The organism is Streptomyces sp. NPDC015125 (genome assembly GCF_043080045.1).
Lineage (GTDB): Bacteria > Actinomycetota > Actinomycetes > Streptomycetales > Streptomycetaceae > Streptomyces.
The window spans coordinates 1-13,290 of record NZ_JBIBVF010000011.1; the positions used below are offsets into that span (position 1 = coordinate 1).

Sequence of the window (13,290 nt, forward strand, 5' to 3'; positions counted from 1 at the left end):
GGCCGGAGCGGGTGGGGTGCCGGACGTAAAGCGAAGCAGTCCGGCACCCCACCCGCGCAGGCCCGTCACCGCACCCCGACAGCCCCGCGCAGCGGCAACGCCCCGCGCAGCGGACCCGCCCCGCGCAGCGGACCCGCCCGCCGCCAGGCGAAACGGCGAGAGAGCCGAAAACGGGCCGAGGCAAAGCCCAGCGGACCGGCGAGAGAGCCGAAACGTGGGGCTACCCCACGGGAACCCCCGCCTCCAGGTGGAGCGGACACCCCCGCTCCCGGGCGCGCAGCGCCCACCGCAGGCGGTTCCACCGCACCGGCGGCAGCATCTTCTCGGCCTCGGCCTCGGTGGCGAAGCGCCAGTCGCGCAGTTCCGCACCGGGCAGCAGCAGTTTGCTGATCCGCTCGTCGGTCAGGGTGCCGCCGTCGTAGAGCAGCCGCAGGCCGCCGAAGCCGGGCGGATTGGGAGCTTCCCAGTCCAGTACCAGCAGCCGGGGCGCACGGGGCAGTTCGATGCCGAGTTCCTCGGCGACCTCCCGTACGCCGGCACGGGCGGGCGCCTCGCCGCGTTCCACGACGCCGCCGGGGAACTCCCAGCCGGCCTTGTAGGTCGGGTCGACGAGCAGCACCCGGTCCTGGTCGTCGAAGAGCAGTACGCCGGCGGCGAGCGTTTCGGCGGTCGGTTCGGGGGTCTGCACGATGTCGCAGGCGCCGGCGCCGGTGCGGACGGCCTCGGCGACCCGCTCGGCGGTCTGCCGGGGGGTGAGCCGGGTGGTGTCGACGACATGGGCGTCGCCCTGGAGCCAGGGCAGTGCGTCGGCGTACGGACCCAGGTGTTCCGGGCTCCACCGGCGCGCCGGCGCGGTGTCCCCAAGAGCGTCCTCCCGCTCCGCCATCCGGGCTCGCAGGATCGTTTCCTCCGCATGCAGCAGGACATGCCGTACGGGTATCCGGCGGGCGGCGAGGGAGCCGAAGATCTCGTCGCGGTACTCCTGGCGCAGCAGCGTCATCGGTGTCACCAGCGGGCCCGGCACCTCGGTGAGCAGGGCCGCTGCGGTGTCGACGACCATCCGCCGCCAGGCCGGGAGGTCCTGGTAATCGTCGATCTCCTCGAACCGCTTGGCCGGCAGCATCAACCGCAGTCCGCTGCCGAGGAGTTCGGGGTCGTAGAGCGTGCTTCCGGGAAGCAGGTCTAGCAATTCATGAGCCGTAGTGGTCTTGCCCGCACCGAACGTGCCGTTCAGCCAGACGATCACGGTTTCCCCTCTTCCCTAGACCCAGGTGAGTTGCCCGCCACACCCTGCCACGGAAACGCTCGGGGTCAGGGGCCGCGCGCACGACCGGGAACGTTGCGCATTCGACCATCGGCGTGGCCAGGGAGGTTTCCCGCCCCCGTGGACACACCGGTCGCGAAATGCGTCGCGCGGAGGATGCCGGTCACTGCATCCGCCGCCGCGAGCCCCCGGCAAACAAGCGCTCCCCCGCCCCTCCAGTACCGAAACCCTCACCCGCATACCGAGTTTCCGGGCCGCCGCCGGCCCGGAGACACCGCATATGACGGCGGCCCCTCGTGCAGACGGCGGCGGGTTCCGCGCGGTCGGCCACCCCTTGTTGGCGCCGAGGGTCAGTCCGGCGATGAAATGCCGCTGGAGGAGCAGGAAGACCACCACCGTGGGCAGCGCGACGAGGACGGAGCCCGCGGCGAGAGGGCGCATTCCATGAGAAATTGGCTGTGCAGATTCAGGACGAGGGCGCCGCGAATTCGCAGCCGGGACACGGCGAAGGCCACGAACTTGAGGCCAGGAAAAGGGTGAGCAGGACACCGGGGACGGCGATGCGGAGCGAGTGAGAAAGTACCTGCTCATCCCGGAGTCGGGAAGGCCTGGTGGTAGTAGTCGATGGAGAGGTGGCGCGGGAGGGAGAAGTAGCCGTATTTCGCGGTCTCTTCGTAAGGGCGCAGCGAGGCGTAGACGGCCAGCAGCAGCGGGGCGAGGAAGGCGAGTGAGACCGTGGAAAGGAAGAGAGGGACGCCGTACCGGCCGGCTTCCCCGATGAAGTTGTCGGTGACCAGCACGGACAGCAGCTCCAGGCCGTTGCGGCCCTTGTTGATGGCGTAGACGAGTCCGGGATCGACGGATTTCAGTCCGGCGAGGTAGCCGATCAAGACATAGCCGGTGTGCCGCCGGCAGGCGGCCGGCAGGCGGCCGGCAGCACCGTCCAGACAGTGAGTCCGGGAATTCCCAGCCAGTCGGTGGGATTCCTGCCGCCGAGGACGGCGTTCAGTGCGCCCTGGTCCCGGGAGAGGATCAGCTGGGCGATAAAGCCGACGACGGCGAGTGAGAGCACCACCGGGATATAGAGCGTCGACTGGTAGAAGCGGCTGAAGCGGACACCGCGGTCGATGAGCACGGCGAGCAGCAGGCCGAAGGGGGCGGCCACTGCTGCAGGCGGTGAGCAGGGACGGGAGGGCCGCGGCCCCCGCGCCGAGCGCCGCGCTCCTCAGCAGCGTCCGGCGGGACATCCGAGGTCCGGCCGCTCCCCCGTACGTATCCGAGCCGCGGCTCGTTGACCGGACCATGTCCCCCTCCTCAGGGGTGGAAACAAACAGAACCGAACGCGAGTGGCGGGATCTCACTCCGAACTGCAGGTCCAGGCAAGGGTTTTGGTAGGCGATACAGGAACCGCCACCGCTCCTCTTCCAACAGACTCCAACAAGCCCTACCGTAAACACTCGCACGCGACCGGTACACGACCCCACCAACGCCTCTCGCGAAGACGGAGGACGCGAACCATGCGCGTTCAGATCCGCACCACCCACCGGCGAGGTCACCGAAGAATCGTCGGAGCGCTGTCCGCCGCGCTGCTGTGTACGGCAGGGCTGACCGCCCTGCCCGCCGCGGCCCGTACACCCGACGCTCCGGAAGCCGGCCCCGCCCGCACCGCCCCCGCTCCCCGGCTCCCCGACGGCCTCGCCAAGACGCCCCCGATGGGCTTCAACAACTGGAACTCCACCGACTGCCGGGCCGAGTTCAACGAAGAGATGGTCAAGGGCATCGCCGATCTCTTCCTTGCCAAGGGCCTCAAGGACGCCGGTTATCAGTACGTCAATCTCGACGACTGCTGGGCGCTGCCCACCCGCGACGGGAACGGCAAGCTCGTACCGGATCCGCAGCGCTTCCCCCACGGCATCAAGGCGGTGGCCGATTACGTCCACTCCAAAGGCCTGAAATTCGGCATCTACACGAGTGCCGGTATCAAAACCTGCAACCCGGCCGGATTCCCCGGCGGCCTGGGCCATGAGAAGTCCGACGCCCAGCAGTTCGCCGACTGGGGCGTGGACTACCTCAAGTACGACAACTGCAATAACCTCGGTGTGGACGCCAAGCAGCGGTACCGCACGATGCGGGACGCGCTCAAGGCCACCGGGCGGCCCATCGTCTACAGCATCTGCGAATGGGGCGAGAACAAGCCCTGGGAGTGGGCGTCGGACGTAGGGCATCTGTGGCGCACCACCGGCGACATCAGTGACTCGTGGTCCAGCATGCTCGGGATCGCGAAGCAGAATCTGCCGCTCGCCCCGCACGCCGGGCCGGGCAACTGGAACGACCCGGACATGCTGGAGGTCGGCAACGGCGGCATGACCGACACCGAGTACCGCAGCCACTTCTCCCTGTGGTCGATGATGGCCGCCCCGCTGCTGATCGGCTCCGATCTGCGCAAGGCCGGCCCGGAGACGTTCGAGATCCTGGCCAACAAGGACCTCATCGCCATCGACCAGGACCGGCTGGGCAAACAGGCCACGGTGTTGAAGTCGGAGTCCGGCCGCTGGACGCTGGTGCGGCAACTGGCCGACGGCGCCCGCGCCGTGGCGCTGTTCAACGAGACCGACCGGCCGCAGCGGATCACCACCACCGCCAAGGAACTGGGCCTCCCACAGGCCGACGGCTACCGGCTGCGCGATCTGTGGCGGCACCAGGACACCCACACCACGGGCACCGTCTCGGCGACCGTCCCGGCGCACGGCACCGCCGTCTACCGCGTCGTTGCCGACAAGCGCTGGGCCACCTACCCACCGGCCGTCGAGACCGGCACCGACCGTACGGCGCTGGTCGAGGCCGGCACCCCCGCCGGCCTCCGCTCCACCGTCCGCAACCTGGGCGGCACCCCCGCCCAGCACGTCGCCGTCACGCTGAAGGCCCCGCAGGGTTGGCGGGCGCGGGCCACCTCCCCGGCGACGGCCCGCGCGCTGCCCGGCGGCCGGACGCTCACCACCGGCTGGAAGATCACCGCACCGGCCGGCACCGCGCCCGGGGCCTACGATCTTCCGCTCAGCGCCGACTACCGCTCACCCCGCGGCGAACGGATCACCACCACGCTGCCCAACACCGCCCATGTCGTGGTGCCACCGCCGTCCGGGACCGCGTACGCCGCCGAACTCCCCTGGCTCACCGCCGCCAACGGCTGGGGGCCGGTCGAGAAGAACACCAGCGTCGGGGAGCGCGACGCCGGGGACGGACGGCCGATCGGGATCGGCGGCACCGGCTTCGCGAAGGGCCTCGGGGTGCATGCGCCCAGCGAGGTGAGCTTCTACACCGGCGGGCGGTGCTCGGTGTTCACCGCCCAGGTCGGCATCGACGACGAGTCCGGTGACCGGGGGTCGGTGGGCTTCGAGGTGTGGGCCGACGGCAAACAGGTCGCCGCGAGCCCCTCGGTGACCGGGACCGATGCCGCCAAGGCCGTCAGCGCCCCGGTCGTCGGAGCACAGACCGTCCGGCTCGTCGTGACCGACGGCGGGGACGGTATCGACTACGACCACGCCGACTGGGCGGATGCCAAGTTCCGGTGCTGAAGGTCAACTACCGCTCATACAGGCGGGGTTGATACTGCCGGGCGGGCCCTCCGGCCCGCCCGGTCCCGCACCTGGAGGGGTCGGCAGGTGGGCAACCCGGGGACGGGCCGATCATTCGCGCGCAGGAACTCGACCGCGACCTCGCGGCCCGGCACTCGTCGACGGCGCGGCAGACCACGACGCCCATGCCGCCGCGCCCGATCCGGCCGGTCGCGGGCGCACGGGGCCCGTGGCGGGCGTCAGGGCGTGGGGACGAAGGCATCGGGACGGGACCGTTGCCCGGCGGCAGCGGCGGCGCCCACCACCCCGGCGTCCGTTCCCATTTGGGCCGGTACGACCGTCAGGCCCGACACGAACGACAGCGTCGCAAAGTCCCGCAGGGCCGCACGCAAGGGGGCGAAGAGGACCTCTCCGGCGCCCGCGACTCCCCCGCCGACGACCGCGATGTCTATCTCCACGAGCGTGGCGGTGGCGGCGATCCCGGCGGCCAGCGCCCGGGCGGCCCGCTCGAAAGAGCGGAGGGCGACCGGGTCACCGGCGTGCGCTGCGGCGGCGACGGCCGCCGCGCTGGTGTCACCGTCGGGGCCGGGCTGCCAGCCGTTGGCCAGCGCCCGGCGGGCGATGTTGGGGCCGCTGGCGATCCGCTCGACACAGCCGCGGGACCCGCACGGGCAGGGGTCACCGTCGACATCGACGCTGATGTGACCGATGTGCCCGGCGTTCCCCGTGGGGCCCGGGTGGAGCCGGCCGTTGAGGACGAGTCCGCCGCCGACGCCGGTGGAGACCACCATGCACAGCGCATTGGCGTGACCGCGCGCGGCACCCTGCCAGTGCTCGGCCGCGGTCATCGCGACACCGTCGCCGACCAGCACGACCGGGCGCTCCCCGACGAGCGCCCGCACCCCGGCGACCAGCGGGAAGTCGCGCCAGCCGGGGATGTTGACCGGGCTGACGGTGCCGGAGGAGGCGTCGACCGGGCCCGCGCTGCCGATACCGACGGCCGCCACCCGCGCCCAGTCGGGCCCCGCCGCCAGCTCCGCGACCACATCGGCCACCGCACGCATCACCGTCGCCCCGTCCTTGTCGGCGGGAGTGGGCCGGGCGGCCCGTTCGACCAGTCTGCCGCGGGCATCCACCAGAGCGCCGGCGATCTTGGTGCCGCCAATGTCCAACGCTGCGCTGAGGTCGGTCTGCATCGGTGTGGAATCTCCTGGTGGGCCCGGGGGCCGAGCGTACCGGCCCGGCGTGAGAACGCCAGTCTTCCTTCGATTGACAACGTTGTCTAGAGGCTATGCTCGACGCCACACCTGACGCCGACAGAATCAGGACCGCACACCGTGACCGACACCGCGCGGGGCACCTCCCGCCGCTATGGCACCCGGCCCACGATGAAGGATGTCGCGGCGCGCGCCGGGGTCGGCCTCAAGACGGTCTCCCGCGTGGTCAACGGCGAACCGGGCGTCACCCCGGACACCGAACGACGCGTCCAGGAATCGATCACCGCCCTGGGGTTCCGCCGCAACGACTCGGCCCGGATCCTGCGCAAGGGGCGTACCGCCAGCATCGGTCTGGTGCTGGAGGATCTCGCCGACCCGTTCTACGGCCCGCTCAACCGCACCGTCGAGGAAGTCGCCCGCGGCCACGGCGCGCTGCTGATCAACGGCTCCAGCGCCGAGGACCCGGCCCGCGAACAGGAGTTGGTGCTCGCGCTGTGCGCACGGCGGGTCGACGGGCTGGTCATCATCCCGGCCGCCGACGACCACCGCTATCTGGAACCCGAGATCGCGGCCGGGATAGCGACCGTGTTCGTGGACCGCCCGCCCGGCCGGATCGATGCCGATGTGGTGGTCTCCGACAACTTCGGCGGCGCCCAGGACGCGGTGGCCCATCTCATCGCGCACGGCCACCGGCGGATCGGCTTCATCGGTGACCAGCCGCGGATCCACACCGCGCGCGAAAGGCTGCGCGGCTACCGCACGGCAATGGCCGCAGCGGGCCTGACCGTTGACGACTCCTGGGTGTCGCTGGGCCCCACCGCGCCCGAGCGCGTACGCGCCGCCGCCACCGCGATGCTGGACGCCCCCGAGCCGGTCACCGCCCTCTTCGCGGGCAACAACCGGGTCACCGTCACCGCCGTACGCGTCCTCGGCGAACGCCCGCGCCCGGTCGCACTGGTGGGCTTCGACGACTTCGAGCTCGCCGATCTCGTCCGGCCCGCGATCACGGTCGTCGCCCAGGACCCGGCACGCATGGGCCGGACGGCCGCCGGTCTGCTCTTCCGGCGTCTGGAGGGCATCGAGGATCCGCCGCAGCACAGGGAGATCCCCACCCGCCTGATCGCCCGCGGCTCGGGCGAGATCCCGCCTTCGGAGAGCTGAACCCCGCGGCGGCCGGGCGCCGGACGCCCCGCGGACACGGCGGGGCGGGCCCGGGGAAGCTCCGGGCCCGGGGAAGCTCCGGGCCCGGGGAAGCTCCGGGCCCGGGGAAGCTCCGGGCCCGGGGAAGCTCCGGGGCCGGGGAAGCTCCGCACGACGAGGCCCCGCCGATCGGGCGGGGACCTCGTGGGGCGGGCCGGGCCGCAAGCGGTCACGGCGGCCAACTGCCTGCGCTGCACGGCCCGTCGAACCGCACAGCAGGCCCGCGCCCTCAGGCCGTGGCGGCCGGGCGCCCGGCGAGCGCATCCAGGTCGGCGCGGGTCAGCCCGGTCAGCCGGGCGACCTCGGCGGTGTCCACGGCACCGCAGTCCAGACCGCGCAGCAGATAGCCGCTGAGCGCCTTGGCGGTGGCGGGCTCGTCCATGACGTCGCCGCCGGCCTTGGCGACATAGGCCGCGAGCCGGGCCGCGGCCTGCTCCAGGCCCTCGCGGTAGAAGGCGTAGACCGCCGCGTAACGGGTGGGCAGATGGGCCGGGTGCATGTCCCAGCCCTGGTAGTAGGCGCGGGCCAGCGACCGGCGGACCAGGCCGTAGTGCAGTCGCCAGGCGGCGTGTACGCGGTCGGTGGGTCCGACCGGCAGGACGTTGGTGGACCCGTCGGAGAGCCGGACGCCGGTGCCCGCGGCGGCGACCTGCATCACGGCCTTGGCGTGGTCGGCCACCGGGTGGTCGAGTGACTGGTGGGCGGCGCTGACGCCACAGGAGGCGCTGTAGTCGAAGGTGCCGTAGTGCAGGGAGGCGGCCCGGCCCTCGGCCGCCTCGATCATGCGGGCCACGGTGGCGCGGCCGTCGGCACCCAGGATCGACTGGGTGGTCTCGATCTGGATCTCGAAGCCGATCCGGCCGGCCGCCAGGCCGTGCGCCTTCTCGAAGGCTTCCAGCAGCCGGACCATGGCGGTGACCTGCTCGGCGTAGGTCACCTTCGGCAGCGTCAGCACCAGGCCGTCGGGCAGGCCGCCGGCCTGCATGAGGCCGGTGAGGAAGATGTCCAGCGTGCGGATACCGCGGTCGCGGACGGCGGCCTCCATGCACTTCATCCGGATGCCCGTGTAGGGGGCGGCGGTGCCTCCCCCGGCCTCCGGCCGGGTGGTGCCCCCACGGTAGGCGGCGGCCACCAGAGCGGCGGCACGGGCCGCGGCCTCGTCCTCCTCGGCGTCCGGGCGGGGGCCGTACCCGTCCTCGAAATCGATGCGCAGGTCCTCGACGGGCTCACGGGTCAGCTTGGCGCGGACCCGGTCGTGGACCTCCACGGCGAGTGCGTCGGGGATACCGAGAACGACGGCGAGCGCACCGGCGTCGGGGGCGTGCTCGTCGAGGGCGGCGAGCGCCTGGTCCCCCCAGGAGCGCACGGTGCCGGCGGCGACGACATCACCGGGGACGTAGACCGTGTGGACCGGCTGGCGGGTGCCGGGGTCGCCCGGGTAGCGCCGCGCCAGATCCGCGTCCACCTGGGCGAGAGCGGCTCCGATTCCCTCGCGTACGGTGTCCGCGAGGCTCGTCGCCACGCTCTCCTGCTGCCCCATTCGATACCCTCCCGGTGCGCACGCCCGTCGATCGAGCATTTTCCGCTTAACGGAATCAACAATCCGTATAGCGAAGTTAACTGTGTCCTTTTGCCAAGGTCAACACCCTTCCCGTGACGGCGCAGGTCACGGGCGTACGGCAGGACTTCAAAAACTCCGTGGCGGGGCGGCCACGGCGCCGCCAGACTCGCCCTCATGACGTGGATCGCACCCCCTGTCGAACGCAGAGAGCTCCCGACCGTGGCCGGCGAACGGGAGATGCTGCAAGGCTGGCTCGACTACCACCGTGACACCCTGCTCGCCAAGTGCGCGGGCCTGACGCCCGACCAGCTCGTCGAGGCGAGCGCCGCACCTTCCACCCTCACGCTGCTCGGCCTGGTGCGCCATATGGCAGACGTCGAACGCACCTGGTTCCGGGTGCGCTTCCTCGGCCGGCGGATCGGCGATCTCTACTTCACCGAGGACAACCCGGACGCCGACTTCCATGACGCGGACCCGGCCGCCGCCGAGCGCGATGTCGCCGTCTTCCGTGCCGAGACCGAGTCCTGCGACAAGGCGGTGGCGGACCACGGGCTGGACGAGACCTTCTCCCCGCGCGAGGGGCGCACCCTGAACCTGCGCTGGATCTACGTCCACATGATCGAGGAGTACGCCCGGCACAACGGCCACGCGGACCTGCTGCGCGAGCGGATCGACGGGGTCACGGGCGCCTGACGGCCCGGCACCGGCCCGTCGTCGGTGCCGCCACAGCACGAGGCCCCGTACGCACCGCGCGTACGGGGCCTCGTGCGAGGACCGGAGCCGGGCCCCGGCGGGACGGCGGTCAGCCCTTGCGGGTCTTGACCTCGTCGGTGAGGGCCGGGACGACGTCGAACAGGTCGCCGACCACGCCGTAGTCGACCAGGTCGAAGATGGGTGCCTCTTCGTCCTTGTTGATGGCGACGATCGTCTTCGAGGTCTGCATACCGGCACGGTGCTGGATCGCACCGGAGATGCCCGCCGCGATGTACAGCTGCGGCGAGACCGACTTACCGGTCTGGCCGACCTGGTTGGTGTGCGGGTACCAGCCGGCGTCCACCGCGGCACGCGAGGCGCCGACGGCCGCGCCGAGCGAGTCGGCGAGCGCCTCGATGACCGGGAAGTTGTCGGCGCCGTTGACGCCACGGCCACCGGAGACCACGATCGCGGCCTCGGTCAGCTCCGGGCGGCCGGTCGACTCGCGCGGGGTGCGGGAGACGATCTTGGTGCCCTTGGAGGAGTCGGCGACGGTCACCGCGAGCTGCTCGACGGTGCCGGCGGCCGGGGCGGCCTCCGGGGCGGCGGAGTTGGGCTTGACGGTGATGACCGGGGTGCCCTTGGTGATGCGGGACTTGGTGGTGTACGAGGCCGCGAAGACGGACTGCGTGGCCACCGGGCCCTCGTCGCCGGCCTCGACGTCGACGGCGTCGGTGATGATGCCGGAGCCGATGCGCAGCGCGAGGCGGGCACCGATCTCCTTGCCCTCCGCGGAGGACGGCAGCAGCACGGCCGCCGGGGAGACCGCGTCGTAGGCGGCCTGCAGCGCGTCGACCTTGGGGGCGACGAGGTACTCGGCGAACTCGGGCGCATCGGCGGCCAGCACCTTCACGGCGCCGTGCTCACCGAGGATCTTCGCGGCGTCCTCGGCCTTCGCACCGAGGTGCACGGCTACCGGCTCGCCGATACGGCGGGCGAGGGTGAGCAGTTCGAGGGTGGGCTTGCGGACGGCGCCGTCCACGTGGTCGACGTAGACAAGGACTTCAGCCATGGGATTGCTCTCCTGCGGGAAGAATGAGGGCGGTGGAAAGGACTGCGGCTCAGATGAACTTCTGGCCCGCGAGGAACTCGGCGAGCTGCTTGCCGCCCTCGCCCTCGTTCTTGACGATCGTGCCCGCGGTGCGGGCCGGACGCTCGGCGGCGCCGTCGACCTTGGTCCAGGCGCCCTCGAGGCCGACCTCGTCCGCCTCGATCTCCAGGTCCTCCAGGTCCAGGGACTCCACCGGCTTCTTCTTGGCGGCCATGATGCCCTTGAAGGAGGGGTAACGCGCCTCGCCCGACTGGTCGGTGACGGACACGACGGCCGGCAGCGCGGCCTCCAGCTGCTCGGTGGCGGTGTCGCCGTCCCGGCGCCCGGTGACCTTGCCGCCGTCGACGGAAACCTCGGAAAGCTGGGTGACCTGAGGGACGTTCAGACGCTCGGCGAGCAGCGCGGGCAGCACACCCATCGTGCCGTCGGTGGAGGCCATACCGCAGACGACCAGGTCGTAACCCGTCTTCTCGATGGCCTTGGCCAGCACCAGCGAGGTGCCGAGCGCGTCGGTGCCGTGCAGGTCGTCGTCCTCGACGTGGACGGCCTTGTCGGCGCCCATCGACAGCGCCTTGCGCAGCGCGTCGTTGGCGTCCTCGGGGCCGACGGTGAGGACCGTGATCTCCGCGTCGTCGGCAGCTTCCTTGATCTGCAGGGCCTGCTCGACGGCGTACTCGTCGAGCTCCGAGAGCAGACCGTCCACATCGTCACGGTCGACGGTCAGGTCCTCGGCGAAGTGCCGGTCGCCGGTGGCGTCGGGCACGTACTTCACACAGACAACGATCCTCAGGCTCACGCCGGCTCTCCTACCTGCTTCGTCTCTTCAGAACTGCCTTGTGCTGGCAGCATAGGCGCCTGTCGGGGCGGCTCCCGGTCGGTTGCGGTTCCCCACGCCGACCGTCATATTACTCGCCAGTACATCGACTCTCCTGCCCCGAAGCAAGGCCACCGAAATGTGACCTTGCCAACGGCCCTCACCCGGGAACGACGAAGGAGAACGGGAACCCGTCAGTCCCGCAGCGCGTTGAAGCGGCCCTGGTGGTACAGCAGCGGACGGCCGGGCCCCGCGGGGTCGCCGACGACGGGCCGGGCGAGCACGATGCGGTGGTCACCGGCCGGGACCCGCGCCACGACCTTGCACACCAGCCAGGCCAGGACGCCGTCCAGGAGGGGCACACCCTCGGGGCCGGCGCGCCAGGACGTGGCGGGACCGAAGCGGTCGGCGCCGCTGCGCGCGAACGTGGCGGCCAGTTCCTGCTGATGCTCGCCGAGTATGTGGACGCCGATGTGTTCGGCCTCCGAGACGGCCGGCCAGCTGGAGGCGCCGGTACCGATGCCGAACGAGAGCAGCGGCGGGTCGGCGGCGACCGACGTGAGGGACGTGGCGGTGAAGCCGACGGGGCGGGAGCCGTGCGCGGTGATCACCGCAACGCCGGCGGCGTGCTGCCGGAAGACCGAGCGCAGCAGCTCGGGGGAGGCGGTGCGAGGCGTGCCGAGGTCGGGCGAGGCCGTCATGGAATTGTCCTTCTGCTGTGGTGTACGAGCCCGGGAAGAGCCGCCGACGGCTGTGCAGCGGTCGGCGGCGATGGTGTCGTCGCCGCTCACTCGCCCGGACAGCGGGCGCTGGCAGTCCGCAGAAGGTCGACGTGGGCGCGTCCGTACAGAAGGGTTCCTGGCCGCATCACGTCAGAGTGACGACGTGTGACCCACAGCGTCAAGGGGCGCCTGCCTTCTGGGAGATCAATCACGGACGGCCGCGCCCAGCGCAGCGATGACGTCGGCCTTCCGGGGCTGCCCGGCGGCGCGGCGCACGACCGCGCCGTCCGCGTCGAGCACCAGCACCGTGGGAGTGCGCAGCACGTTCAGGTGGCGTACGAGGTCCAGATGGTCCTCCGCGTCGATCTCGACATGGGCCACCCCCTCGACCATGCCGGCGACCTCGGCCAGGGTGCGCCGGGTGGCCCGGCAGGGCTGGCAGAAGGCGCTGGAGAACTGCAGCAGGGTGGCCCGCTCCCCCAGCTCCGCGCCGATCTCGGCGGCACCCAGCCGCGCCCCGTCGTCCCGCTTGTGCACCATCGGCCTCCCCTTACGGCGTCGGTGCCACATGCCGAAAGCGCTCGCCGTCGCGAGCACCGCGATGCACACCATGAGTCCAGTCATCGACGGGTGCAGCGTTCACGAGACCGCAAAGATTCCCCGGCCCCCGTGCGGCCCGGTCTGCGGGAGGGTGGGGACATGACTGTCGACACTGTGGACGTACGGGGCCCGAGGTTCGCGGCAACGCTGACCACTGTCGTGCTGGCGGCCGTGCTGATCACCGGGAGCGGTGGGCTGCTGGCCTTCCAGACGCTGGTCTTCGCGCTCGGGGCGCTGGCGGGCGTCCAGCGCTCGCCCTATGCCTGGCTGTTCAGGGTGGCGGTGCGTCCGCGGCTGCCCGCGGCAACCGGGTTCGAGGATGCCGCCGCGCCGCGCTTCGCCCAGAGCGTCGGGCTGTTCTTCGCGGTGGCGGGACTGGCCGGTTACGTCGTGGGGCCGCAGTGGCTGGGGCTCGCGGCCACCGGCTGTGCGCTCGCGGCGGCCTTTCTCAACGCCGCCTTCTCCTACTGCCTGGGGTGCGAGATGTATCTTCTGCTGCGGAGAGCGGCCGGCTGAGCGGGTCTCCACGTGAC

Annotated in this window: 11 protein-coding genes and 1 pseudogene; 4 read left to right on the top strand and 8 right to left on the bottom strand. The window is 71.5% G+C overall.

Annotation, left to right across the window (positions count from 1 at the left end; genetic code table 11):
• Positions 1–220 precede the first annotated feature (220 nt).
• Together ACF088_RS22755 and ACF088_RS22760 are read right to left on the bottom strand one after the other, a co-directional pair.
• Positions 221–1,246, bottom strand: coding sequence for an NUDIX domain-containing protein (locus ACF088_RS22755; protein WP_392377606.1), 1,026 nt, complete (start codon positions 1,244–1,246; stop codon positions 221–223).
• A 719-nt stretch (positions 1,247–1,965) separates the two neighbouring features.
• Positions 1,966–2,429 (bottom strand): annotated as a pseudogene (locus ACF088_RS22760) (sugar ABC transporter permease); the annotation flags it as partial.
• Between the two features lie 352 nt (positions 2,430–2,781).
• Between ACF088_RS22760 and ACF088_RS22765 the strand changes: the two are divergent.
• The gene (locus ACF088_RS22765; RefSeq protein ID WP_392377607.1) at positions 2,782–4,839 is read left to right on the top strand and encodes an NPCBM/NEW2 domain-containing protein; all 2,058 of its coding nucleotides are present in this window, start codon (positions 2,782–2,784) and stop codon (positions 4,837–4,839) included.
• Between the two features lie 239 nt (positions 4,840–5,078).
• Here ACF088_RS22765 and ACF088_RS22770 read toward each other — a convergent pair whose 3' ends face one another.
• Positions 5,079–6,035 carry an ROK family protein gene (locus ACF088_RS22770; protein ID WP_392377608.1) on the bottom strand — a complete coding sequence of 319 codons (957 nt, stop codon included), beginning with the start codon at positions 6,033–6,035 and terminating at the stop codon, positions 5,079–5,081.
• A gap of 141 nt (positions 6,036–6,176) precedes the next feature.
• On the opposite strand from ACF088_RS22770, the gene ACF088_RS22775 reads away from it, so the two are divergent.
• Positions 6,177–7,217: a LacI family DNA-binding transcriptional regulator gene (locus ACF088_RS22775; protein ID WP_392377609.1), complete on the top strand. Its 1,041-nt coding sequence runs from the start codon at positions 6,177–6,179 to the stop codon at positions 7,215–7,217.
• Between the two features lie 268 nt (positions 7,218–7,485).
• Here ACF088_RS22775 and ACF088_RS22780 read toward each other — a convergent pair whose 3' ends face one another.
• Positions 7,486–8,796: a DUF6986 family protein gene (locus tag ACF088_RS22780; protein ID WP_392377610.1), complete on the bottom strand. Its 1,311-nt coding sequence runs from the start codon at positions 8,794–8,796 to the stop codon at positions 7,486–7,488.
• Positions 8,797–8,991: 195 nt separating this feature from the next.
• Here ACF088_RS22780 and ACF088_RS22785 point away from each other — a divergent pair, with 195 nt between their 5' ends.
• Positions 8,992–9,510 (top strand): DinB family protein, encoded by a 519-nt coding sequence (locus tag ACF088_RS22785; protein WP_392377611.1) that lies wholly within the window; start codon positions 8,992–8,994, stop codon positions 9,508–9,510.
• 109 nt (positions 9,511–9,619) lie between these two features.
• On the opposite strand, the gene ACF088_RS22790 is transcribed toward ACF088_RS22785, so the two are convergent.
• The 4 genes from ACF088_RS22790 to ACF088_RS22805 form a co-directional block, all read right to left on the bottom strand.
• Positions 9,620–10,582, bottom strand: coding sequence for an electron transfer flavoprotein subunit alpha/FixB family protein (locus ACF088_RS22790; RefSeq protein WP_392377612.1), 963 nt, complete (start codon positions 10,580–10,582; stop codon positions 9,620–9,622).
• Between the two features lie 49 nt (positions 10,583–10,631).
• Positions 10,632–11,417, bottom strand: coding sequence for an electron transfer flavoprotein subunit beta/FixA family protein (locus ACF088_RS22795; protein ID WP_392377613.1), 786 nt, complete (start codon positions 11,415–11,417; stop codon positions 10,632–10,634).
• 212 nt (positions 11,418–11,629) lie between these two features.
• On the bottom strand, positions 11,630–12,136 hold the full coding sequence (locus tag ACF088_RS22800) for a flavin reductase family protein (protein WP_392377614.1): 507 nt from the start codon (positions 12,134–12,136) through the stop codon (positions 11,630–11,632).
• Between the two features lie 225 nt (positions 12,137–12,361).
• Entirely contained in the window at positions 12,362–12,781 is a 420-nt protein-coding gene (locus ACF088_RS22805; protein ID WP_392377615.1) for a TlpA family protein disulfide reductase, read from the bottom strand.
• A 75-nt stretch (positions 12,782–12,856) separates the two neighbouring features.
• Between ACF088_RS22805 and ACF088_RS22810 the strand changes: the two genes are divergently transcribed.
• On the top strand, positions 12,857–13,273 hold the full coding sequence (locus ACF088_RS22810; RefSeq protein ID WP_392377616.1) for a DUF4395 domain-containing protein: 417 nt from the start codon (positions 12,857–12,859) through the stop codon (positions 13,271–13,273).
• Positions 13,274–13,290 lie beyond the last annotated feature (17 nt).

What these genes read in the sequence shown, in the direction of transcription:
- ACF088_RS22810 (WP_392377616.1), top strand. Translation starts at nt 12,857, where the DNA reads ATGACTGTCGACACTGTGGACGTACGGGGCCCGAGGTTCGCGGCAACG.
- ACF088_RS22770 (WP_392377608.1), bottom strand. Translation starts at nt 6,035, where the DNA reads ATGCAGACCGACCTCAGCGCAGCGTTGGACATTGGCGGCACCAAGATC.
- ACF088_RS22800 (WP_392377614.1), bottom strand. Translation starts at nt 12,136, where the DNA reads ATGACGGCCTCGCCCGACCTCGGCACGCCTCGCACCGCCTCCCCCGAG.
- ACF088_RS22785 (WP_392377611.1), top strand. Translation starts at nt 8,992, where the DNA reads ATGACGTGGATCGCACCCCCTGTCGAACGCAGAGAGCTCCCGACCGTG.
- ACF088_RS22790 (WP_392377612.1), bottom strand. Translation starts at nt 10,582, where the DNA reads ATGGCTGAAGTCCTTGTCTACGTCGACCACGTGGACGGCGCCGTCCGC.
- ACF088_RS22765 (WP_392377607.1), top strand. Translation starts at nt 2,782, where the DNA reads ATGCGCGTTCAGATCCGCACCACCCACCGGCGAGGTCACCGAAGAATC.
- ACF088_RS22805 (WP_392377615.1), bottom strand. Translation starts at nt 12,781, where the DNA reads ATGACTGGACTCATGGTGTGCATCGCGGTGCTCGCGACGGCGAGCGCT.
- ACF088_RS22780 (WP_392377610.1), bottom strand. Translation starts at nt 8,796, where the DNA reads ATGGGGCAGCAGGAGAGCGTGGCGACGAGCCTCGCGGACACCGTACGC.